The following is a 21177-nucleotide window of genomic DNA, read 5'->3' on the forward strand; positions in this document are numbered from 1 at the left end:
TATGAGGCCTGCGCAGCTCAAGGAGAAAATTATAAACGTTTCATTAAATTCCTCTTCACTTTACAGCAAGGTCAAGTCTAAGGCCCGTGAACTTGCAGAGTTCCTAAAAGAAGGCTACTTAGTCATATCCATGGGCAAAGCGTCCATGACCATGTTCAAGGGCTTCATTGACGGCAGCGGCCTAGAGCCTATTGAAGGCCTTATAGTAAAGCCTAGGGGCCTTGGCTATGACGTCGCCCTCGATAAAATAGATGTCATTGAGGCGGGCCATCCGTTGCCTGATGAGGGTAGCCTGAGGGCCGGGGAGAAGGCCCTAACGATAGCCAGGAGGGCCGGGGAGCTCGAAAGGCCTTTAGTGGTCCTAGTGTCAGGCGGAGGCTCAGCAATGGTCGAAAGCCCCATTGAAGGCGTTAGCCTCGAAGACTTAGTAACTATTAACAGGCTCCTCCTAAACTCCGGGGCCTCCATATCGGAGATAAATGTAGTAAGGAGACACCTCTCAAGGGTCAAGGGGGGAGGCCTGGTCAAGGCATCTGGCAACGTTGAAGTCTATGGCCTCTACGCCAGCGATGTTCCAGGGGATTTCCTAGAGGACATAGCCTCGGGGCCTACGGCGCCTGACCCTACGACGTTTCACGACGCACTAGAAGTCATGAAAAGATATGAGCTATTAGATCGGGCCCCAGAGGGCGTTGTCAAAGTCCTTCGAAAAGGCGAGGAGGGAGCCCTTGAGGAGACCTTAAAGCCTGGAGATCCGCGACTTAGAAGGGTAACTAACGTAATAGTTGCCAGTGCCTTTGATGTAGTAAATGGCGTGGCTAAAGCTCTCTCTGAGGAGGGCTACAATACCATTATATTGACGACGACGGCCCAGGGAGAGTCAAGGGAAGTAGGTAAGTTCCTGGCATCAATAACATTTGATATCATTAGGAAAGGTGTGCCGTTGAGGCCGCCGGCAGCCATAGTAGCCGGCGGCGAAACGAGCGTCAGCGTTAAAGGTCACGGCCTTGGAGGAAGGAACCAGGAGCTTGCGCTCTCTTGGGCTCTTGAGCTGAGGAGGCTTGGCATACGCGGAGATGATGCCTTAATGATAGCGCTGGCAACAGACGGAATAGATGGTCCTACGGACGCTGCTGGCGCAGCCATAACTCCTGGCTCTATAGACCTAATGTATAGGTCTGGCGTAAACCCTGTAAAGGCGCTGATTGAGAACGACAGTTACCACGCCCTGGCCAGTGTGGATGCGCTTATAAAGACAGGGCCCACTGGGTCTAACCTTAATAACGTCATCGTGATCCTAGTGAGCGGCCATGAGCATTGAGAGTTTAATCTATGATCAAGGTTTACTTGAATCGTTAGGTGCCATCTCAAGGAGAGGTGTAAGAAGTCTCCTCGAGTCTCTTCTAAGACCTCCCAGGAGGTTTTACCTGAGGGTCGACACGCTCAAAGCTGACACCACGACGATGTTAGATCTGCTTTCCGCCAGCGGCACTAGGTTCTATGTTGATGAGCAGCTCCCTTACGCCATCTGGATAGACGTGAAGGGTCCGTTTAAGGTGGACCTTCACGATAAGGTAGTGGTCGCTGATAAGAAGTCCGCCGAGTCGGTCTACGTAGGCAGCGACCTATATGGACCTGGCGTACTTAGGGCTGAGAGGGTCAAGGCAGGTGATGAGGTCACTATAGTCACTGTCGACGGCAGGCCTGTGGCGGAGGGCGTAGCCATAATGGACGGCAAAGAAATGGCCGAGCACAAGAAAGGCGTCGCAGTTAAAGTTACAAAGTCCGTCTACGCCACCCCTAAGGTCAGGGAGCTCCCGGGCTTCAACGAAGGCCTCATCTACAGCCAGAGCCTGCCAAGCATGTGGGCCGTTGCCATAGCATCGCCATCGCCGGGGGAGACGATTATTGACTTTAACGCCGCTCCTGGGGGCAAAACTAGCCTGGCAGCACAACTTGCCGGCAGAAAGTCAAGAATTATAGCAATAGATCGCGCAAGCAAGGTAGAGAAGCTCAGGGATAACCTCATCAGGCTTGGCGCTGACTGGGTCAATGTAGTAGGTGGTGACTCCAGGAGGGCCTCGTCGCTGCTTAATATGGAAGGTAAGGCCGACTTAGTGCTCATAGACCCTCCATGTACAAACCTGGGCGTAATCCCTAAGCTATATGATACCAAGAGGCTCGCCGATGCGGTAGTCCTTTCGAGGTATCAAAGGCAGTTCATAAGCGAGGCTTGGAAGGTGCTCAAACCTGGGGGGAGGCTTGTATATTCAACTTGCACCCTCACGGACGTTGAAAACGAGGCCAATGTCCTCTTTGCTATGGAGCTGGGCTTTGAGGTAACCAAGCCTTATCCAATGCCGAGAGAAGCTAGCTACAACGGGTTAGGCCTGAGGTTTTCGCCTGAGGACGGCCATCCAGGCTTCTTCATTTCGCTGATGGTGAAACCCTATGCCTGATGAAAACGTCAGGTTTAAAGTCGAGGTGATCGGTGACATAGCTATTATCAAGCCACCTCACGGAGCGAAGCCTGACCTAGAGCTAGCCAGAAGATATGGTGAGGAGCTCTTAAAGAGCCCAAGCATTAAGTCTGCGTGGCTTGCTGAAGGGCCGGTCGAAGGGCCCTACAAGGTGAGGAGCAACCTCGTGTATCTGGCTGGGGAGAGGAGGACGGAGACCATTTACAGAGAGCATGGATGCAGCTTCAAGGTAGACATAGCTAAGGACTTCATAACTCCCAGGCTAAGCTACGAACACCTGAGGGTCGCCAAACTTGTAAGGAGCGGAGAGATCATAGTGAACATGTTCGCTGGCGTCGGGATATTTTCGATAATAATAGCCAGGCACTCTGACGCAAAGCTTGTTCACAGCATAGATATTAATCCAGACGCCTTTGAAAAAATGGTAGAGAACGTCAGGCTCAACAAGGTTGAGGGGAGAGTTTTACCCTACCTTGGGGACGCCGCAAATGTTGTAGAGGAGAGGCTCAGGGGCGTCGCCAACAGAGTTCTTATGCCGCTGCCCGATCTGGCCATACCTTACTTTAAGTACGCCGTGGACGCCATAGATCGTGAGGGCTACGTTCACGTTTACCTCCATGTGCACGCAAGCAAAGGCGAAGACCCGGAGGAAAACGCAAGGAAGCTCTTTGCCGAGCATATAAGAAACTCCGAAAAAATCAGCTGGAGCTTTGAGGCCTCACGCATAGTAAGGATGGTAGGACCCCGCTTTTATCAGGTGGTGCTGGATGTCTATGTCAAAAAACCATGAGCTTCGTAGGACGCTCCTTGAGGAGAGGCTGATAGGATACCTAGACCCCTGCGCTGAGAGCTATCTGATGAAGTTAAACGGTCCTTTTATCAGGACTACCAGTAGTTGCACAGGCCGGATAACCATTGTTGAGGGCGAGTGGCACTGGCTCAGGGACTCAGCCAGGATTGTGTTTAAGACTCACTCAAAGATAAGCGTGTATCAGTTGGCCTCCGCGCTTGCTAAGCCCTTTGACAACCTTTGGCTTAAGGTAACGGGTCCCATAATACACGCCAGAGTTTATGGCGTTGAGACCGTGAGACAGCTTATGCTGGCGGCCAGAGAGGCCGGCTTCAAGCACAGCGGCATAATGTACATAGATGCTGATGGAAAGGAGTTCGTTGTAGAGATGCTCAGCGCCGTGCAGCTCTCCATGCCGCTTAGGTCTCAGGGCCTCTGGATAGTTAGGCCCGACTCGCTGAGCTCTATAGTTGACATGGCTAACAGCGCGCTGGAGGAGGGCTGGAGGAGGCTTGCCAGGCTATCTGAGCTGGCTATGAAGGTACAGGCTTCTTTAGTTTCGCAAGGTTCCTCCTATATGCAAGGAGAGGATGAGAAGCGCCGCAATCCGTCGGACAAAGGCCCTTGCTCTTCATAAACTTACAGCTATAGGTCTTGTACGTGGACCCGAGGCCCGCCTCTATTAAGCTCCTGGCCAAAGCTTCTCCAGCTCCAGGGCTCAGCTTAAGTAACCTGGCCAGCTCATCCCCTATCGTCTTATAATCAACCCCAAGGGACGCTAAGAATGAGATATAGGCGTATATTTCCTCGTCAGTCTCTGCTTTCTCCTTAAGCTTTAACATACACGGCGGAAAGGCCTCAACGTTAGGCCCCTCCTGGCTAACAGACACCTTAGAGTCCTTTGCATTTAATGCGATGAGCGCCTCCTGGGTCAGCAGCAGCGGCTTGTAGTCCTCAGAGCGCACGGCATCTATTACTTTATAGATGGCCTTCTCAGATGCAAGCGATAAGAATTCCCTCAGGGTCTCCTCATCTATAAAGACGAGGCCGCCCTTCACCATTGAGTTTACCAGGGACCACCTTTCGTGGGGTACAGGGACTACAATCTTAAGGTAATCTGATATAGGGACTGCGTATCTTAGAAGTTTATAGTTTATCTTGCCATTCCTTAGCTGTGACCACGGTATCTTTACGTGGGCAAGGGTCACGTTGACTCCAAGCCTTTTTGCTAGCATGAGAAGCGTTTCCTCATCCTCCCCTTTGAGGAACTCCATGGCCCTCCTAGCCTCGGACCTTGAGAACATCTCCTCAAGCCTCTTTGAGTTGGCCGCTGCGGCCGCCGCGGCCGCTAGATAAAAGGACGCCACCTCTTCCTCAGTATTGACCCCACGGAAAACCCTTACCTTGCCCTCCCTTACTGCATCAAGGAGCCTTGTCTTGGCTAGCTCAAAGACCTTTTGATCCTCAGCCAGGTCCTTGAGTGAGACCTGGTAGCCGTAGGCCTCTGACAGGTACCTTTTGGCATCCACTATGAAGGGGTACTTTGAGTACGTGAGCAAGGCGGCTCTTCGTAACAGGTGTCTTCGTCAGACATTAATAAGGGTAAAGAGCCCTCACCTGTGGTGGTAACGTGAAGGACTTAGCCTCTCGCATAGCGAAGTGGGCCGTTGACCTTAACTTTAACAGGCTTCCAACTGAGGTTATAGAGGAGGCTAAGAAGAGAATAGCGGATACCTTAGGCGTCGCCCTTGGTGCCTTCAATGAGACCCCGCCCAGCATAGCTAGGTGGATCGCGCAGTCATCAGCTAGCTCTAGGCTGCCTGCCACAATATGGGGAACAAAGTTCATGGGGCCCGCGGACCATGTTACCTTTGCCAACGGCTGCGCTGCCAGATACTTCGATTTCAACGACACCTACCTCTCTCGCGAGGCCCTTCACCCGAGCGACAACATAGCCCCAGTTATGGCAGCCGCCGAAATTGCGGAGGCTGACGGACGTAAGGTTATAGAGGGAATAGTAGCAGCATATGAGGTCACGGCCAGGCTGGCGGATGCATATAGCGTCAGGAACAGGGGCTGGGACCACGTGCTCTACATAGCGATAGCCTCAGCCGTAGGCGCGGGCAAGGTGCTTGACCTTGACGAGGACAAGATGACCCAAGCAATAAACTTGGCCACGGTTAACGCCGCCGCCCTTAGGCAGACGAGGGCTGGGGAGCTGAGCATGTGGAAGGGGTGCGCTGCTGCTAACGCGGCGCGTAACGGCCTCTTTGCGGCTCTCCTGGCCTGGCGCGGCATGACAGGTCCCTCGCCAATATTCAGCGGTGAGTTTGGCCTCTTCAAGGTGGCCCTGGGTGGCGACACCTTCGACATACCAAAGATGGGGGGAGAGGGCAACGAGAGCTACAAGCTCCTTCAAACGAGCATAAAGTACTGGCCTGTAGAGTACCACGCCATGAGCGCTGTTGAAGCTGCTCTTAAGATAAGGCAGGAGGCAGGCTCTATAGGCCCAGACGATGTGGAATCCGTTAACGTTGAAACCTTCACTGTCGGATATAACATAATAGTTAAGGACCCTGAAAAGTGGGACCCAAGGACCAGGGAGACTGCAGATCACAGCATGCCTTATATAATAGCTGCCGCGCTGCTGGATGGCAAGGTTTGGCTGGACACCTTTAGGCCTGAGAGGTACTTAGCTGATGACGTAAGGAAGGTGCTTAAGGTAATGAAGGTCTCCATAAGTCCAGAGAGCGACAAGCTGTATCCTGAGGGCATAAGGAACTCTATAACAGTGAAGTTAAAGGACGGCCGCACCTTCACAGGGACCTCAATATATCCGCCAGGCCACTATAAGAACCCGCTGAGCAAGGAGGGCGTTGAGTCTAAGTTTAAGTCTCTAGTGGGAAGCTCCGTGCCAAGCAGTAACATGGATGTTGGCCTAAGGACCATCTGGAGCTTTGAGAGGTGCTCAAATGTAAGCCTAGCCTTAAGACTCCTTTCTCGTGCTGACCAGATGTGAGCAGTACTGGCTTTAAAAATACATACTTTTCTTAATCAACGTGAAGGAGATCCTCACTTTCTCTTAACTTGCCTTCTTCCAATACCGCCGGGGCTCAGAAGATATGCGCCTCCAAGAACACCTATGACAACCCCAACGACAAACATGCCACCTGCCAATATGCCTCCCCTTCTAGCCAAATGAGCGTAATAGCCCTCTGCGTTCTCTGCTATGGAGAGCTGCTTCCCATAATAATACAACTTAGCGCTAAGGTTATTGACCTCCTGCGTAAGGTTTCTGACGCTGTTATTCAGAAGCGAGAGCTCCGTGTTAAGCGAGGAAACCACCCCATCTACGTTCATTGACTGAGGTACCTTGCCCTCTATTCCTGGATATAGGGCCTCGGCAGCCTCCAGGGAGCCTACGGAGGCCAGCTCGAACGGATTAAAACCCACAGCAAATAAATTAAGGCTTACGTTAAAGTTGTCGCCCGGCTCCAGGACAGGCGTTCTTATGAAAGTGATAATATATGCCTGCGACTCATTTATTCCGAATAACTTGCCCTCAAGGAATTCCACTGAGGATGGATGGTCTACAGAGCTTATGCCTAAAGCCGCTGTTGGCGACGAGTTGCTAGAATATGCTGCTAACGCCGTTAATACAAGACCTGAGACCTCCGAGTTATTGGAGAGAGTTAAAACTTCGAAGCTCCCGTTTGACGCGTTTTCAAGCTGCGCTGCTGCAGTCCAGGTACCTGTCAGGCCGGCAGCACCTGCGCCGTAAGCTAAGTAGGCAAATGCAGGCTTGCCCCCCATGTTGGTGACTGATATAAGGACTCTCATATAGGGTTCAAGCCTGCTAAACGTCATATAAACTACTATATCGAATGGATATGTAATGTCACTTGCAGGGACCAGCTTTAAAGTCTCGGAGTTGTTGGTGCTTTGCACCACAGTGGCCAGCCACGTAGTTGACGTCAGGTTACCTGGAAGTGGGACTTCCGTTGAGTTTGGACTAGATATCGATATCAAGGGGCTTGGTACTTGCGTATTGCCTGTGGGAATTATTGGAAGTAATGAAGAGGAGGTAATATTTACAAGCCATGAAGAAGCCCTCAAGCCGTTGTGCAGATTAAGCTCTATATAATAAAACAGGTTACTCGCAGTAAGAGTTCCATTAGCGGCGCTCAAGGAGGACACGCTAAAAGGTAGCTGCGCAAAGGCGTGAGACTGCAAAGAGATTATGAAGATGCCAGCAACAAACAGCATAATTATCAAGGGAGCCATAATTTTCGCAGCAAGCCTCCTCGCATTCAATGCCTAATGGCACCTTAGGTGAAGCATGTTCCAAGGGACTTTAAAAATTATTGAGACCTTCCCTCTTTACTGTGATGAGAAGTTGAAGGTAGACATTAAAGCTAAAGTGTTCAGCGGCCTAGGCGAAGGCGAGTTCTTCGTCAACCTATATGCAAAGAACATAAGGAAGGCTTTGGGTTTTTCTCCCTTTCCGGGGACCCTTAACCTTAAAGTGGAGGAGCCTTACGTAAGCGCGCTCGCTACCGCATTAAACAGGGCAGACCCCATAATGATAGATCCTCCTCTGGTCCCTGGCATGAGACTTGGAAGAGTACTAGCTTACCCTGCGCTCCTAAACTACACGATTAAAGTGTTCATAGTGAGACCTGAAATAACTGTGTATAAGAATGATGTTATAGAACTCGTAGCAGAGATTAAACTTAGAGATCTCCTAAACCTAACGGATGGTTCAGAGGTGACAGTAACCATAGAAGTGCCCGAGTAATAGATCCAAATTCACTTTATGATCAGTGCCTTATTAAGATCACGAGTTAACGTTAACTGCCGTGCGTGGATCTTCGCCGTACGGATATGGTTCCTTATATCGCCTAAGACTTACACTGAATGCGCCATTAGTCCTTTTTATCATAAATTCTTAGACCAATGCCTTTTAATATGGCATTTAGAAAAGAACAGCATTAGAAGCTACAGCAGACAATGGCAGTAAAGGCTTCCGTTAAGTCTACTGCCAGCCAAGGAATATCTTAACCTACGCAATGCTTTACCATGGCCTCTCACCAAAGGTCCTCATGAGAAGTCTGGCCGCTATTACCAAGGGATCCCACACGGGCGATAGCAGAGGCTGATAACCATAATCTGCGTTGAACAGATCCCACACGGTGCCTCCCCTAGTCAGCAGCGAGGCCACTACATTTATCCTCCAGAAGGCGGTCTCGTCAAAGCCCACTGCCTGTGCGCCAAGCAGTCTCCCAGTCTTTTCGTCAGCCACCACTTTAAGTGATATCTTGCTACCCCCTGGTATGTAGTGGGCCTTTGTGCCGGCCTCCAGGGACACCTCCACTGGCTTAAAGCCGACCTTAGAGGCTTCGGACGCGCTTAAGCCCGTCCTCGCCGCTACGACGTCAAATACCTTAAAAGCAGAGGTACCAACGCTTCCAAGGAATACCGAGTCCACGCCTCCCAGGTTACTGCCAGTGACGTGCCCCATCTTGTTAGCTATCTGAGCAAAAGGCCTCCAGACCAGCTGTCCAGTTACAAGGTCCTTATGCTCAGTTACGTCACCAGCTGCGTAGACGTCAGGATTGCTGGTAAGGGTTCTCTCATCAATTATGATGCCGCCGCTCTGGCCGAGTTTAAGGCCTAGCTGCTTGGCTAGCTCGTTGTTAGGCTCTATGCCGACACCAACAACAAACATATCGCCCTGATAAGTGCCCTTACTTGTGACGACCTCGGTGGCCGTGCTATTTATTATATTGAATCTTTCAACGGCCGCGCCAGTTACCACCTCCACGCCCTTAGACCTTATGTTGTCCTCTACAATCTTAGCCAGCTCAGGGTCGAGCATCCTTGGGGCCACCTGTCCCAGGGCCTCTATTATTGTGACTTTAAGCCCCAGCTTGGCCAAGTTGTCGGCCATCTCTAGGCCTAGATAGCCAGCACCTATGACTACAGCCCTCTTGCCCGGTCCCAGGGACCTTGCGTAGTCCCTTATCTGTTGGCCTGACTCCATGTGCACTATATAGAACACGTTCCTGGCCCCCCTTATCTCAGGCCAAAGCTTAGGCGCCTTGGACCTAGCGCCTGTGGCTAGAACAAGCTTGTCCCACTCAAGGCTTTCCTTAGTTCCAGTGCTGTTATCCACATATGTAAGCTTCTTAGAGTCAGGGTCAACCTCAATAACTGTCTTGTTGAGCCTAAGATCTATCCCCCTCTTAGTAAACTCGCTTGGAGGATAATATAGTAGCTCATCGAGATCCTTAACCTCACCGCCAACTAGGTAAGGCAGCCCGCAGAACGCAAAACTTACCCACCTGCTAGAGTCTATAACTATCACGTCATTCGAAGGCTTAAGCCTTTTAGCCCTCGAAGCCGCCGACATTCCGGCGGCCCCAGAACCTATAATCACTATTCTACTCAAAGCGTTCACCGAACAATCTATATTAAGGGCTAGGATTTAAAGCGGTGTACTTAGGAACCACTTCACCCCCGTGAGGACCTCCTTAAAGGTTTATTATTCCTGAGAGAGCAGGACGCCGCCACCTGTTGACTTGCCTATCTCAAGAATCAACCCAGAGATCGCGACTAACTCGCCAGGCTCACCTTCTACAGTCACCGTTATGGAGCTATGAGACCTCAAAGGTTCCCCTATGCCCTCAGGAAGGAGTGCAAGGACTTTAACAAAGGTACCCCTGCATGAGGCCACAATCCATGAGGGGCCAACCGTCATTATGCAGTTGGCTCTCTCTAAGCCCCTCCTTATGGCCTCAAGCCCTCTAATGATTAGACTTGGTTCTTCATATATTATGTTAAAAGTGACCTTTGACGCGCTCATTAGCAGTTCCGCCCAACGTAGTAGACTATGGGAAAACCTTATTTTTATGCTGTACAATTCCCTCATCTAAGAAGGCGCCGCGCATGCTCTCAGTTGTGTTCTCATTAAAGGACCCTGTAGGCGTCAGGGCATCGGAAATTTTGATAAACCTCATCAATGCCAAGCCCGCAGCGTGCCCTGCAGCTTCCATTTGTTATAAGGCTGAGAACGCGGTGATAGCGGGCTTTGATGTCGATCAGACGGAGTTCGAGTTCCTTGACAAGACGCCTGAGCCCAGCGCAGACGCTGCAATAGTTCTATCAAGGCATGAGTCGGAGAGCGGTAAGAAGTCGCTCACGGTGCATTTCACGGGAAACCCGACAGCTAAGGCCCTGTTTGGGGGCAGGCCGGCCGAGCTTTCCTTCGCGCCGGCCCACCTGGCTAAGCCTCTTCTACAGAGGTACTACTACCATGCCAGGGAGCTGGGCCTGCTGGAGGCTTACGCCATATCTCTTGAGGCAACTCACCACGGTCCTACCACTAACAGGAAGCCGCTTGCCTTTATAGAAATTGGCAGCACGGCTAAAGAGTGGAACGACGAGCTGGCCCTAAAGGCCATGGCTAACGCTGTGGCAGACGTTTTACAGTCCTCTAACGCTATTCAGGGATGTAGCCCAGTCCTAGGGCTTGGTTCCACCCACTACCCAGCAAGGTTCACGGAGCTTGAGCTCTCGTCAGAGGTGTGCATGGGCCACATACTTTCAAAGCACGTCCTAGGCGAGCTGGCCCCTGGAGCCCTGAGGCAGGCCGTAGAGAAATCACTTCCCAACGGCGCCCGCTCTGCTTTGATAGAAAAGAAGGGAGCTAGCTCATCCGTAAGAAAAGCATTAATAGATGAGCTCAACTCCATGAACGTCAAGGTACAGCTTATATGAAAAGTTGGTAGCCGGGCGGGGATTCGAACCCCGGTCACGGGGGGTCCTCCCTTTGAGGTCCAAGGCCCCGCATCCTGGGCCGCTAGACGACCCGGCTGCCTCACCCGGCCATCTAAATAGATGCGCGGCCTCCTTTTAAACGAAATGCTGGCCTAGTATCAAGGCATGACCACTAAAAGGAGAGTTAGGCTTTGTCTCAAGTCAGCAACGCCATTAAAATATAGTTTTTATGTCATAGTTTTAATGGAAAGGCTCACTCCCCTTTAAATGATGGCTTCCTCTTTTCCAGAAACGCCGAAACCCCCTCAACGACGTCTTTAGTGCTGAAAAGCAGGCCAAAGAGCTGAGACTCAAGGGCCAGGCCAGCCCATATATTGGACTCAAGGCCCATTTCTACGGCTAGCTTAGCGGCCAGCAGAGCTAACGGGGGCTTCTCCGCAAGCTTAAGCGCGAGGCTCCTGGCCTCCTGTTCAAGTCTTTCTGGTGGCACCACGTAGTCAACTAATCCCAGTTCCTTGGCATCCTTGGCGGACACCATGTCGCCAGTGAATATCAGCAGTTTTGCTGAGCTCCTTCCAACCAGCCTGGGAAGCCTCTGGGTTCCGCCCGCGCCAGGTATGAAGCCTAAGTTTATCTCAGGCTGGCCAAGCATTGCGGTCTCCGCGGCTATCCTTACGTCCCCGCTCATTGCTATCTCAAGGCCGCCTCCCAGGGTGTAACCGTTTATGGCTACAATGATGGGCTTCGTGTAGTATTCCATCTTAAGCGTGAGCTCCTGGAACTTCCTTGAAAATATGGCGGCCTGTATGGGAGTTATCCCTGCAAAGCCAGTTATGTCGGCCCCGGCGCTGAACGCTCTGCCTGAACCTGTTAATATGACCACTCTGACGTCTGGGTTCTGCTCTATTTCATCGAGCGTCTGGGACAGCTCGTTAATCATGTCAACATTAATTGCGTTCAGCTTGTTTGGCCTGTTGAGTATTATCCACGCTATGGGCTTCTCGTACCTTACTATAAGGGTGCTCTTGGCCACCTCCTCGTAGTGGCCATACTCGTAGAAGCCCTTGCCGGTCTTGACTCCCAGGGTCCCCTGGGAGACCATCTGCGTGAGCAGGGGCTCGGGAGAGTACTCGGGGCCTATGTCCTGCTTCAGCTGGTTAAGCGTGGCAACTATGGAATCTATGCCGTACTGGTCCGCCAGCTCAAAGACACCTTTAGGCCACCCAAGCCCCAGCTTGACAGCCTTATCTATGTCTTCTTTTGTAGCTATGCCGTTCTCAAGCAGCCAGGCGGCCTCATTCACAGCGCTGGCTATGAGCGTCACTGGATCCACCTTGCCTGCTAGGTCCTTAGGTATCTGGGGCCTCACGTAGGCTCCAGGCTTGGGGTACTCGTAGAAGCCCTTGCCGGTCTTCATGCCAAGGGTGTTAGCCTTATACATCTGTTCGAAGAGCGGGCATGGAGTCTGCTTGAACCCCCTCTGGGTCATAGCTACAGCTATCAGGTAGAAGACGTCTATGCCGCTGTAGTCCGCCAGCTCGAAGGCCCCCATTGGGAATCCCAGGGAGAACCTGACCGTTGAGTCAACCTCCAGCACCGAGGCCCTGCCCTTGGCCACTAGCCAGCAGGCGGTGTTGAGGAACCTTGCCAGTATCCTATTAACTATAAAGCCCGGCACGTCCTTATTGACGACCACCGGCTGCTTCCCTATCCTCTTAGCAAGGTCCACGACGCTCTGGACTACGTCATCAGAGGTCCTCTCCCCCTTTATGATCTCTATTAATGGCATCAATGGTGGCGGGTTGAAGAAGTGCATACCCACCACCAGCTCCGGCGACGATGTAGCTGACGCTATCTCAGTTATGGGCAGGCTGCTGGTATTGGTGGCCATTATAATCTTGCCCTTCCTGTGTTGATCTACAAACCTGAATAACGCCTGCTTCGCGTCAAGCTTCTCAGTTATAGCCTCTATCATCATGTCTGCCTGCGAGGCGACGGCAGCCAAGTCATTACTGAAACTCCCGTCAGGGTTGACGCTTATAACAGCTGTTATTCTTGACATCACGGAGTCTACGCTTTCCTTCAGCTGCCCCTTCTCGGCCAGTTTCGAGAGGCTCCACCTAATTTTGTCCATTGCCGAGTCAAGTATCTGCCTATTTACATCCGCTAAGAAAACATTGTAACCCGCTATGGCAAAGACTTCAGCTATTCCATGACCCATCGTGCCAGCTCCAACAACCAGAACTTGCTTCACGTCATTCGCTGAGACCATCAAGTGTCCCTGATAGATAGTTTAAACCCTAATATTAAATGAGTTAAATTTAGGGACACATATAACAAAAAGGTTATAAGGCTGCTTAAATCTGAGCCCCTAGGTGAACCTAAATGAGCGAGTACCTCTCTCAGGTCAGAGAGATGCTCTCTAAGGACGCCGGCAAGTACAACATAAAGGTCGAGAACAAGGGTAAGAACGCCCTCTCGATAACTCGCGAGGGCTCTGAGCTCATGAGCATCCGTGACGCCGACGACAACGTGGAGCTGACGTTCAGGGGACAGAAGTACACTTATGATAAGTGGTATACAAAGCCACAACACCTTGTTCAGGTAATAATAAATGTTCTAAATGCCAACACGCAGCAGAACGACGCTTAACGAACAGAGTCAAAAACAAAAGAAAACGTTTTATTAACTTCTGCATTTGTCCCTAACGTCCAGCCAGTTACTTAGCTGGGTAGTCGTCAGGGACCTTAGCCCTGAAGAACTTGCCGCTCTCAGGGCTCTTGAAGAGGCCTATCTTGACGCCCTTCCTAGTCTTAGGCGCCAGAGTCCAGACCTTTATGGGCGAGAGCTCTACCTCCTTGCCCGTAGTTGGATCCTTTACCTTTACAGCCGGGAGCTTGGACATCTACCACACACCTCCCTTGGTCTCGTGCTGTATTGTTTTCAACCTAAGCTATTAAGTGTTATTGGAGCAACTTAAAATAAATTAAGGAGCTATGCTAAAGAACTTTAAAAGTATTATTAAAGGTTTCCTTTAATAGTAGTGGGACCATCTGTCGTGATGCGCCCGTTAGTCGCCTGAGCTCCAGAGCGGTAAACCACTAGAAAATCTTAATGAGAAGCGCTAAAAAGAACAACAGAGTTGCAACGCCCAACAATGAATCTAAGATCTTGGCTAGATTTGCGGGCACCTTAGAAGCCAGCGTTCCTATGGCTGGCATGACTAGCGAGGACGCGGCGGAGAACGCTAACAGGATGAACGCGCCTTCATAAGTTCCTGAAGCTATTGCCATAACTAGCACCAGCAGCTTCGATGGAGTTATCGCTAATGCTCCCTGAGCCAGACCGCTTCCACTAGCTGATATCTCCATTTCTTTGCCCATCAATGATGAGTAGAGCAACATCACCGCAAATATCATACCAACCATATACCCTATTATCTCGATAACGCTTATGAAGCCCAGCCTCAGGCCAGCCTCTATAACAGCAAGAGCTAAGGGAACCGAGAGCAGAAGAAACCCGATCCCGTGAAGCGCACCAAAGTAGAGCACGTCTCTACGAGATCTCATCAACCTCATAGCAACTATGTGATCTGGCTCCGCGGCGTGCTCCGCTCCCATAGCTGCCGCTATTGCCATCTCCTCCCAGTAGCTGTACACTAAGCCCTCCCCCTCTGCTATGAACTCTCTTAAAAAGCGCCTGCCCTTGTGAGAATTTCATTACTCCAAAGCGTTTTGAAACGCTGCAGGCCGAGGCCTAAAGTAGATGTTGCGAAGTCAAGGAGCCCTTCAGGGCTGTGGCGGGCCCGCCGGGATTCGAACCCGGGACTTCCGCCCGCGGCTAGGCGTCGCGGCCTACGGGTTAAGAGCCCGCCGCTCTACCTGGCTGAGCTACGGGCCCACAGCCAGGAGGCATAGAGCAAGGAGACCCGCTTAAGAATCTTTATGAGAAAGCCTGTTTAGACAGCTGTCTATAGAGCTACGGTCAAGTGTCTATATGCTTTTTAACCCGTAGGGCAAGGGTCCCACGGTGCTATTCGTGTCAGGACCTAGAGCGGGCATACATGGCTGGGGGGCTTACATCCCAGCCTATAGGCTTCCCATGAGTGAGATAGCGAGGATCTGGGGCTGGCACCCAGAGCAGTATAAGGGGCTGGCCGTGGAGGAGAAGGCTGTTGCTGGCCCCGACGAGGACTCCACTACAATGGGTTATGAGGCGGCCAGGAACGCCATAGCCAGGGCTCAAATAAAGCCCAGCGAAATACAGTCAGTGTTCTTTGGAACGGAGTCCAAACCATACGCTGTCAAGCCCAGCGCCACCATAATTGCCGAGGCCCTTGGTATAACTCCATATACTATGGCAAGCGACCTTGAGTTCGCCTGCAGGGCCGCGAGCGAGGGCATGAGAGCCCTGCAAGGGATGGTCGCCTCAGGCCTCATAAAGTATGGCCTTGTGATTGGCAGCGACACAGCGCAGGCAAATCCAGGCGACGTGTTGGAGTTCACAGCTGCAAGCGGCGCCGCGGCCTTTGTTATAGGCCCCGAGAGGGGCTCAGCGGCCATAATTGAGGACTCCGTTACCTTTGTGACGGACACCCCTGACTTCTGGAGGAGGGCTCAGGAGCCCTACCCCCTTCACGGCGAGGGTTTCACAGGCGAACCGGCCTACTTCTATCATATAGAGAATGCCGTTAAGGCCCTCTTCGAGAGGACCGGCCTGAGGCCCAACGACTTCAAATATGCCATATTCCATCAGCCCAACGGCAAGTTCCCAGTTAAGGTTGGCACAGACCTGGGCTTTACTATGGATCAGCTCAAGGAAGGCCTGGTGACGCCTATGATAGGGAACACTTACAATGCCAGCGCGCTTCTAGGCCTTGCGAAGGTACTCGATAAAGCTAAGCCAGGGGACAGGATACTCCTGGCGCCCTTTGGCAGCGGCGCCGGCAGCGACGCGTATTCTATAGTGGTCACGGACTCCATCGAGGAGAGGAAGGCCCTGGCACCCACCGTTGAACAGTATCTTGCACGCAAGGTGGTGATCGACTACGGCTTCTACTCAAAGAGCAGGGGCATCATCTTTACAATTAAGTAGGGGGTGAGACTATGGCCTCGTACATAGAAGGCGTTGGAATGGTAAAGGTTGAGAGGCATTATGAGAAGGACCTCTATCAGCTGGCTGCGGAGGCGGCCTTCAACGCAATTGACCAGGCTGGAGGCGCCTCGGGAATAGACTACATAGTTGTGTCTAACGCGCTCAGCAGTGTGCAGGACGAGCAGCTCGACCTTGGGGGCTACATCGCCCTAAGTTTAGGGCTCAGGGGCGTCAGAGCCCTGAAGGTGGAGGCTGGCGAAGCCTCAGGTTTAGCTGCAGTTGCCGTGGCGCACTCTCTAATAGAGTCCAACGTAGCTGACAAAGTTTTAGTCGTGGGCGTTGAAAAGGTTACGGAGTTCCAGAGCTCAAAGACTTACAGACATCTGCAAATGGTATTTGACGCCAACAGTAGGTCCTTCTATAACGTGGGCTTCGCTGCTGACGCTGCCATGCTTACTAGAATTTACATGGACACATACAACGTCGACCGCGACCTGTTATCCTACTGGCCCGCACTAATGCATAACAACGCCAAGGAGAACCCCTATGCAATGCTTAACTTCGCCATAAAGCCGGATAGGGTGTCCAAGTCGCAGGTTATGGCAGACCCCATAACTCTGCTCGACAGCTACCCCTTAGGCGACGGCGCAGCGGCCCTGCTGCTCTCCAGCAAGGACTCGTCCAAGAGCCCAATGGCCAAAATAACCGCCGTTGAGTCAGCCTCAGGCCTTGGATCCCTGGAGCTGGTGGACGACCCACTCATAATAGACAGCCTGGCCGAGGCCTACAGGAGGCTTCAGAACATCGCATCAACTGATGGCGTTGACGTTATAGAGCTCCACGACTCGTTTACTATAATGGGGCTGCTCACCCTCGAAACCATAGGATTAGCGCCCCGCGGCAAGGCTGCAGAGCTAGTTGCCAATGGCAGGTTCTCCGCGGGTGGTGAGGGGCCAGTTGTGAACCCCAGCGGAGGCCTCAAGGCTAGGGGGCACCCCATAGGGGCCACCGGCGTCTACCAGGTGGCCGAGGTAGCCCTGCAGGTCGCTGGCAAGTTCCCAGGACTGCAGGTGAGGGGGGCAAGGAAGGGACTGGCTGTCTCAATCAACGGCGTGGGCTCCAACTCTTATGTTGCGCTTGTGGAGGGGGTGGAGTGAGATGTCCATGGATCTCTCGGTTCCTAGGTACTGGAGGATGAAGCTCTCCCTTTACAGGCTCCAGGGGGCCAAGTGCAAGGCCTGCGGCCGCGTGCACTTCCCTCCAAGGCAGGCATGCCCATACTGCGGCAGCCGCGACCTAGAGCTCGTGGACCTGCCAAAGAGGGGCAGGCTAATTTCATACACTGCAGTCTATGCTATTCCTGAGGGCGCCAAAGAGTACTCGCCGGTGTACGTGGGGCTAATAGACCTTGGAGCCGCTAAGGTCGTGGCTGAGCTAACCGACGTCACTGACCCTTCAAAGCTCAAGAAAGGCCTAGAGGTTGAGGCCGTGTTGAGGAGGACCAGGGTAGACAGGGAAGCAGGACTAATATACTATGCACTGAAGTTCAGGCCCTCCATGGGTGTACCTGATGTCTAACGAGGAGCTGAGCTCCAAAGTTGAAGAGGCCCTTTCCAAGCTCGAGTCCGGGGAGCTCAGCTTCAGCAAGCTTGACTCCTTTCTTGGTAACCCTAACTTAGCGGCCCTCGTCAGAAGGCTGTTCCTTGAAAGAAAGTACAAAGTGAGGCTGACCTCCATAGCGTCAACAGTCATAGACTTCGTTGGGGTTGTTGGGCATAATATAGAGAACCCCATAGGCGCGGCACAGATACCTCTTGGCGTTGTTGGGCCCCTCAAAGTGCAGGGAGACTATGCAAGAGGGGAATTCTATGTACCTATGGCCACTACTGAGGGGGCGCTTGTAGCTGGAGTTAATAGAGGTGTCAAGGCAGTAACTATGAGCGGAGGCGTCAGGTCGAAGGTTTTATATGATGGCATGACAAGGGCGCCAATAATATGGACTCCGAGCGTAGTCGAAGCCCAGTCCCTGGCGTCCTGGATAAAGGGTAACATAGGCGCCTTAAGGGAGGAGGTTAAGAAGGTCACCCGCCATGGCGAGCTCGCTGATGTGCAGACTTACATCGTAGGTAACATCCTGTGGCCGAGGTTCGTGTTCAGGACGGGCGACGCCATGGGTATGAACATCGCAACCATAGCATCCGATTTGCTCTGTAGCTATATAGATGAGCACTACAAGGGTGAGCATCGCTGTCTCAGCGTCAGTGGCAACCTGTGCAGTGATAAGAAGCCAAGCAGCATAAACAGGCTTTTGGGAAGAGGCAAGTACGTGGTCTCAGAGGCCATAGTCAAGGGCGACGTGCTAAGGGACCTCATGAGGACTACGCCGGAGAGCGTGGACTTCATAAACAAATCAAAGAACCTTCTTGGCAACGCGGTGGCTGGAAGCCCCAGCTTTAATGGCCATGTTGCCAACATAATAGCGGCGATATTCATAGCCACAGGCCAAGATGTGGCGCAAGTCGTTGAAAGCAGCATGGCCTACACTTGGACCGAGGTCAGGGGTAACGACCTCTACATATCGGTTACCCTTCCCAGCCTTGAGGTAGGCACCGTCGGCGGCGGCACCTGGCTTCCAACACAGCGGGAGGCCCTGGAGCTCCTGGGAGTGGCCGGCGGCGGGAACCCCCCAGGAGTTAACGCACTTAAGCTGGCAGAAATAGTCGCGGCCGTCGCCTTGGCCGGCGAGCTCAACCTCCTGGCTTCCCAGGTTACTGGGGAGCTCGCAAAGGCACATGAAAGGCTAGGAAGGGGCCGCGGCTAACGTTGTTGGGAGAGCTTTCTGTAGAACTCAGCTATCGCTGAGACGTCAAAGTCCCCTAGTCCTAGCCCCTCGGACATCCTAAACATATTGGATGCTAGGGATGTCAGGGGCACCGGCACTCCCAGCTTCTGCGCCTCCCTGATCATGATCTCTGTGTCCTTCCTCATGTGCTTAAGGGCGAACTGCACGCTGTAATCAGAGTTCAGCATTTTAGGCAGCTTAAGCGAGCTGCTGGGCGACCTGGTGCCGCTGATGTTAAGAAATAGATCTATTATCTGGTCTGGCGAGAGCCCTGCCCTCAAGGCGAAGTTTATCGCCTCCGCGAGGCCGTTCATAAATATGGCAAATATCATGTTTCCGGCCAACTTCATGTAAAGCCCCATGCCGTTAGGCCCCACGTAAACTACCCTGCCGCTGGTGGCGCTCAGTATAGGCTCGACCTCCGCATAGCGATCCTTCGGCCCTCCTACAAGAACGGTGATCCTCTTCTGCTCGACGTCTACAGACGTGCCCATCATGGGCGCATCAAACATCGCCCCTCCGACGTTACTAACCTCTTTAGCCAACGAGACGCTGGTGGTGGGGGATATGGTTGACATATCTATGAGCACCTTGCCTCTGAGGTGGGGCAGCAGGTTGCCGACCACGGCACTTACAGCATTATCGTCAGAGAGCACGGTAATTATGTAGTCTACCCTATCTGCGAGATCTGATGGCGTCGCGAATACCTCGACCTGGGGATACGACCTGCGAAAGTCCTCGGCCCTGGCCCTTGTCCTGTTGTAAACTCCGGTGAGGAGGCCAGCCTTGGCCAGGTTAGCCGCTACCCTATAACCCATAACACCTAGGCCTATGACGCCTACCCTAGCCATCATTAACCCGGTGCATCCTCGGCCCATAGTAATAAAAGGCTTATCTTAGTAAAGCCTCAAGGTCTAGCACTTAATACCCTGGGAACGGGCGCATTGACTTAGGGAACCCGCTAAGGTCTTCACCTTTGGCAGAAGCTTCCTTATGGCCTGGAGGATTAACTGGGAGTCCTTAGCGAGCTGCTCCTGGGTGAGCTGACCGCTTATTGTAGAGCTCCAGAGCCTGGCCCTGTAGGAAGTCTGATCTATTTGGACGCTGAAGTTCTTTGTGCTCACAAGGAAGGTGTCGGATCCCCTAACTATTGATAGAGCGTTGCTGCCCACCTTCCATATCTTAAGCAGGCCAGCGTCGTTCATGTAGAAGGTCTCGCCACAGCTGGCGGAGCAGAGAGAGGCCTCGTTGAGCTGAGTGCAGCCTCCTTTGGCCGACGCCAGGCACTCCACATATCTTGCTACCTGGTCCACAGCGCTGTTAAGCTCCATGATTTCAGATATCATGGAAGACACTTGCAGTGACGCGGCCCCTTTCCTGGACGTCCTTGATATCTCTTCAAGTTTGCTGAGCGGGGAGCTCAATATTTACACCTTGCACTGGGTAGTGCTGACTCACTTTTAAAGTCTACCAGGGAAGCTCTGACTTGGATAAATGATGAGCTGCCGCTGCCACGGTAAAGAGGGCCTTGAGCTCATACTATGTCTAGCGCCTCCCCCAGGGGATCACGAGGTATCAATTGATATAGGTAAGGGACGTGAAGTCATCATTAACTCTACAGGCATCTATGTTAGGGCGATAGTCAGCGATGATTACCTTCCTTTCATAAGGACTACATCCTTGGCAGTGAGCGAGATCACGCTGAAAAAGTTTGGCCTTAAATATGAGGACCTTCTCTGCAAGACCGTTAGGGGTCTCCTTGAAGCCTCCAATCATGGATCGGAGACTGCCGCAGCGCTGGTAAAGGAATGCAACGACATGATAACCTCGATACTTTCTAACTGCGGTGAAGGTGACTAGGGTTCGGCCTTCGTCGTGACTAACGGTCACCTTTAATGACTGTTAGTCGCTCGGCCTCGTCACCCCTGTCCTGCTCCCCGCGCAGTCTACGGGAGCGGCTCACCTGCCACTCCCCTCGAGGACATGGGGGCTTCACTGGGCGCCTTCCTCCACCTCGCGACTGCTCGTAGACTTCACGGCGGCGCCCCCTTCTACATCATTAGAGGCAACAGCAGAGCACGTAAAATTCACGGTTTATCAGAAGCCGCTGACGACGGCACACGGCACCGGCCTACTTGATTGCATTAAGGGGATTAGAGGTAGTTAAAATAACGGGCAGTTACGTAGATGTG

At 52.4% G+C, this 21177-nt stretch carries 22 protein-coding genes and 2 tRNA genes; 13 read left to right on the forward strand and 11 right to left on the reverse strand.

What is annotated here, in order from left to right; genetic code table 11:
* Window position 1 precedes the first annotated feature (1 nt).
* The 4 genes from ACZ5OO_RS01675 to ACZ5OO_RS01690 are packed head-to-tail and all read left to right on the forward strand — an operon-like array spanning window position 2 to window position 3907.
* Window positions 2-1321, forward strand: a complete 1320-nt coding sequence (locus ACZ5OO_RS01675; protein ID WP_464078360.1) for a glycerate kinase type-2 family protein — start codon at window positions 2-4, stop codon at window positions 1319-1321.
* Complete coding sequence (locus ACZ5OO_RS01680; RefSeq protein WP_464078361.1) at window positions 1311-2459, forward strand: PUA domain-containing protein; 1149 nt, start codon at window positions 1311-1313, stop codon at window positions 2457-2459. Before ACZ5OO_RS01675 ends, ACZ5OO_RS01680 begins: the two co-directional genes overlap by 11 nt.
* A complete protein-coding gene (locus ACZ5OO_RS01685; protein WP_464078362.1) occupies window positions 2452-3270 on the forward strand; it encodes a class I SAM-dependent methyltransferase in 819 nt (272 codons plus the stop codon). The genes ACZ5OO_RS01680 and ACZ5OO_RS01685 overlap by 8 nt, the downstream gene beginning before the upstream one ends.
* Complete coding sequence (locus tag ACZ5OO_RS01690) at window positions 3254-3907, forward strand: tRNA(Phe) 7-((3-amino-3-carboxypropyl)-4-demethylwyosine(37)-N(4))-methyltransferase (RefSeq protein ID WP_464078363.1); 654 nt, start codon at window positions 3254-3256, stop codon at window positions 3905-3907. Before ACZ5OO_RS01685 ends, ACZ5OO_RS01690 begins: the two co-directional genes overlap by 17 nt.
* Here ACZ5OO_RS01690 and ACZ5OO_RS01695 read toward each other — a convergent pair.
* Window positions 3804-4829, reverse strand: a complete 1026-nt coding sequence (locus tag ACZ5OO_RS01695; protein ID WP_013266941.1) for a DNA primase large subunit — start codon at window positions 4827-4829, stop codon at window positions 3804-3806. The genes ACZ5OO_RS01690 and ACZ5OO_RS01695 overlap by 104 nt on opposite strands.
* A gap of 71 nt (window positions 4830-4900) precedes the next feature.
* Between ACZ5OO_RS01695 and ACZ5OO_RS01700 the strand changes: the two genes are divergently transcribed.
* Window positions 4901-6289, forward strand: coding sequence for an MmgE/PrpD family protein (locus ACZ5OO_RS01700; RefSeq protein WP_464078364.1), 1389 nt, complete (start codon window positions 4901-4903; stop codon window positions 6287-6289).
* A gap of 53 nt (window positions 6290-6342) precedes the next feature.
* On the opposite strand, the gene ACZ5OO_RS01705 is transcribed toward ACZ5OO_RS01700, so the two are convergent.
* Window positions 6343-7584 carry a hypothetical protein gene (locus ACZ5OO_RS01705; RefSeq protein WP_464078365.1) on the reverse strand — a complete coding sequence of 414 codons (1242 nt, stop codon included), beginning with the start codon at window positions 7582-7584 and terminating at the stop codon, window positions 6343-6345.
* Between the two features lie 25 nt (window positions 7585-7609).
* Here ACZ5OO_RS01705 and ACZ5OO_RS01710 point away from each other — a divergent pair, with 25 nt between their 5' ends.
* Window positions 7610-8068: a DUF120 domain-containing protein gene (locus tag ACZ5OO_RS01710; protein WP_013266944.1), complete on the forward strand. Its 459-nt coding sequence runs from the start codon at window positions 7610-7612 to the stop codon at window positions 8066-8068.
* Between the two features lie 276 nt (window positions 8069-8344).
* On the opposite strand, the gene ACZ5OO_RS01715 is transcribed toward ACZ5OO_RS01710, so the two are convergent.
* The gene (locus ACZ5OO_RS01715; RefSeq protein WP_464078366.1) at window positions 8345-9730 is read right to left on the reverse strand and encodes an FAD-dependent oxidoreductase; all 1386 of its coding nucleotides are present in this window, start codon (window positions 9728-9730) and stop codon (window positions 8345-8347) included.
* Window positions 9731-9814: 84 nt separating this feature from the next.
* Window positions 9815-10201 carry a hypothetical protein gene (locus tag ACZ5OO_RS01720; protein WP_464078367.1) on the reverse strand — a complete coding sequence of 129 codons (387 nt, stop codon included), beginning with the start codon at window positions 10199-10201 and terminating at the stop codon, window positions 9815-9817.
* Between the two features lie 17 nt (window positions 10202-10218).
* On the opposite strand from ACZ5OO_RS01720, the gene ACZ5OO_RS01725 reads away from it, so the two are divergent.
* On the forward strand, window positions 10219-11049 hold the full coding sequence (locus ACZ5OO_RS01725; protein ID WP_013266947.1) for a D-aminoacyl-tRNA deacylase: 831 nt from the start codon (window positions 10219-10221) through the stop codon (window positions 11047-11049).
* Between the two features lie 5 nt (window positions 11050-11054).
* Here the strand turns inward: ACZ5OO_RS01725 and ACZ5OO_RS01730 are convergent.
* Both ACZ5OO_RS01730 and ACZ5OO_RS01735 read right to left on the reverse strand, forming a co-directional pair.
* Window positions 11055-11146 (reverse strand) — tRNA-Gln (locus ACZ5OO_RS01730).
* A gap of 156 nt (window positions 11147-11302) precedes the next feature.
* Complete coding sequence (locus tag ACZ5OO_RS01735) at window positions 11303-13321, reverse strand: 3-hydroxyacyl-CoA dehydrogenase/enoyl-CoA hydratase family protein (protein WP_464078368.1); 2019 nt, start codon at window positions 13319-13321, stop codon at window positions 11303-11305.
* 113 nt (window positions 13322-13434) lie between these two features.
* On the opposite strand from ACZ5OO_RS01735, the gene ACZ5OO_RS01740 reads away from it, so the two are divergent.
* Window positions 13435-13701: a hypothetical protein gene (locus tag ACZ5OO_RS01740; RefSeq protein WP_013266949.1), complete on the forward strand. Its 267-nt coding sequence runs from the start codon at window positions 13435-13437 to the stop codon at window positions 13699-13701.
* A gap of 67 nt (window positions 13702-13768) precedes the next feature.
* Here the strand turns inward: ACZ5OO_RS01740 and ACZ5OO_RS01745 are convergent, their stop codons facing one another.
* From ACZ5OO_RS01745 to ACZ5OO_RS01755, 3 genes are all read right to left on the reverse strand, one after another.
* Window positions 13769-13954: a chromatin protein Cren7 gene (locus ACZ5OO_RS01745; RefSeq protein ID WP_013266950.1), complete on the reverse strand. Its 186-nt coding sequence runs from the start codon at window positions 13952-13954 to the stop codon at window positions 13769-13771.
* Between the two features lie 196 nt (window positions 13955-14150).
* Window positions 14151-14708 carry a hypothetical protein gene (locus ACZ5OO_RS01750; RefSeq protein ID WP_148217169.1) on the reverse strand — a complete coding sequence of 186 codons (558 nt, stop codon included), beginning with the start codon at window positions 14706-14708 and terminating at the stop codon, window positions 14151-14153.
* Window positions 14709-14846: 138 nt separating this feature from the next.
* Window positions 14847-14949, reverse strand: a tRNA-Lys gene (locus ACZ5OO_RS01755).
* 201 nt (window positions 14950-15150) lie between these two features.
* On the opposite strand from ACZ5OO_RS01755, the gene ACZ5OO_RS01760 reads away from it, so the two are divergent.
* The 4 genes from ACZ5OO_RS01760 to hmgA are packed head-to-tail and all read left to right on the forward strand — an operon-like array spanning window position 15151 to window position 18964.
* Window positions 15151-16143, forward strand: a complete 993-nt coding sequence (locus ACZ5OO_RS01760; protein ID WP_464078369.1) for a hydroxymethylglutaryl-CoA synthase — start codon at window positions 15151-15153, stop codon at window positions 16141-16143.
* An 11-nt stretch (window positions 16144-16154) separates the two neighbouring features.
* A complete protein-coding gene (locus tag ACZ5OO_RS01765; RefSeq protein ID WP_464078370.1) occupies window positions 16155-17300 on the forward strand; it encodes a thiolase family protein in 1146 nt (381 codons plus the stop codon).
* A 1-nt stretch (window position 17301) separates the two neighbouring features.
* Window positions 17302-17721, forward strand: a complete 420-nt coding sequence (locus ACZ5OO_RS01770) for a Zn-ribbon domain-containing OB-fold protein (RefSeq protein WP_013266954.1) — start codon at window positions 17302-17304, stop codon at window positions 17719-17721.
* A complete protein-coding gene (hmgA, locus tag ACZ5OO_RS01775) occupies window positions 17714-18964 on the forward strand; it encodes a hydroxymethylglutaryl-CoA reductase (NADPH) (protein ID WP_464078371.1) in 1251 nt (416 codons plus the stop codon). The genes ACZ5OO_RS01770 and hmgA overlap by 8 nt, the downstream gene beginning before the upstream one ends.
* Here hmgA and ACZ5OO_RS01780 read toward each other — a convergent pair.
* A complete protein-coding gene (locus ACZ5OO_RS01780) occupies window positions 18961-19839 on the reverse strand; it encodes an NAD(P)-dependent oxidoreductase (protein ID WP_464078372.1) in 879 nt (292 codons plus the stop codon). The two genes, hmgA and ACZ5OO_RS01780, sit on opposite strands and share 4 nt — an antisense overlap.
* 60 nt (window positions 19840-19899) lie before the next feature.
* The gene (locus ACZ5OO_RS01785) at window positions 19900-20409 is read right to left on the reverse strand and encodes a hypothetical protein (protein WP_013266957.1); all 510 of its coding nucleotides are present in this window, start codon (window positions 20407-20409) and stop codon (window positions 19900-19902) included.
* 73 nt (window positions 20410-20482) lie between these two features.
* On the opposite strand from ACZ5OO_RS01785, the gene ACZ5OO_RS01790 reads away from it, so the two are divergent.
* A complete protein-coding gene (locus ACZ5OO_RS01790; RefSeq protein ID WP_148217171.1) occupies window positions 20483-20845 on the forward strand; it encodes a hypothetical protein in 363 nt (120 codons plus the stop codon).
* The last annotated feature ends 332 nt before the right edge of the window (window positions 20846-21177 follow it).

It is taken from the genome of Acidilobus aceticus, from assembly GCF_055392325.1.

What these genes read in the sequence shown, in the direction of transcription:
- ACZ5OO_RS01720 (WP_464078367.1), bottom strand. Translation starts at nt 10,201, where the DNA reads ATGAGGGAATTGTACAGCATAAAAATAAGGTTTTCCCATAGTCTACTA.
- ACZ5OO_RS01765 (WP_464078370.1), top strand. Translation starts at nt 16,155, where the DNA reads ATGGCCTCGTACATAGAAGGCGTTGGAATGGTAAAGGTTGAGAGGCAT.
- ACZ5OO_RS01780 (WP_464078372.1), bottom strand. Translation starts at nt 19,839, where the DNA reads ATGATGGCTAGGGTAGGCGTCATAGGCCTAGGTGTTATGGGTTATAGG.
- ACZ5OO_RS01735 (WP_464078368.1), bottom strand. Translation starts at nt 13,321, where the DNA reads ATGGTCTCAGCGAATGACGTGAAGCAAGTTCTGGTTGTTGGAGCTGGC.
- ACZ5OO_RS01680 (WP_464078361.1), top strand. Translation starts at nt 1,311, where the DNA reads ATGAGCATTGAGAGTTTAATCTATGATCAAGGTTTACTTGAATCGTTA.
- ACZ5OO_RS01740 (WP_013266949.1), top strand. Translation starts at nt 13,435, where the DNA reads ATGAGCGAGTACCTCTCTCAGGTCAGAGAGATGCTCTCTAAGGACGCC.
- hmgA (WP_464078371.1), top strand. Translation starts at nt 17,714, where the DNA reads ATGTCTAACGAGGAGCTGAGCTCCAAAGTTGAAGAGGCCCTTTCCAAG.
- ACZ5OO_RS01675 (WP_464078360.1), top strand. Translation starts at nt 2, where the DNA reads ATGAGGCCTGCGCAGCTCAAGGAGAAAATTATAAACGTTTCATTAAAT.
- ACZ5OO_RS01710 (WP_013266944.1), top strand. Translation starts at nt 7,610, where the DNA reads ATGTTCCAAGGGACTTTAAAAATTATTGAGACCTTCCCTCTTTACTGT.
- ACZ5OO_RS01725 (WP_013266947.1), top strand. Translation starts at nt 10,219, where the DNA reads ATGCTCTCAGTTGTGTTCTCATTAAAGGACCCTGTAGGCGTCAGGGCA.
- ACZ5OO_RS01760 (WP_464078369.1), top strand. Translation starts at nt 15,151, where the DNA reads ATGAGTGAGATAGCGAGGATCTGGGGCTGGCACCCAGAGCAGTATAAG.
- ACZ5OO_RS01745 (WP_013266950.1), bottom strand. Translation starts at nt 13,954, where the DNA reads ATGTCCAAGCTCCCGGCTGTAAAGGTAAAGGATCCAACTACGGGCAAG.
- ACZ5OO_RS01690 (WP_464078363.1), top strand. Translation starts at nt 3,254, where the DNA reads ATGTCAAAAAACCATGAGCTTCGTAGGACGCTCCTTGAGGAGAGGCTG.
- ACZ5OO_RS01685 (WP_464078362.1), top strand. Translation starts at nt 2,452, where the DNA reads ATGCCTGATGAAAACGTCAGGTTTAAAGTCGAGGTGATCGGTGACATA.
- ACZ5OO_RS01770 (WP_013266954.1), top strand. Translation starts at nt 17,302, where the DNA reads ATGTCCATGGATCTCTCGGTTCCTAGGTACTGGAGGATGAAGCTCTCC.
- ACZ5OO_RS01790 (WP_148217171.1), top strand. Translation starts at nt 20,483, where the DNA reads ATGAGCTGCCGCTGCCACGGTAAAGAGGGCCTTGAGCTCATACTATGT.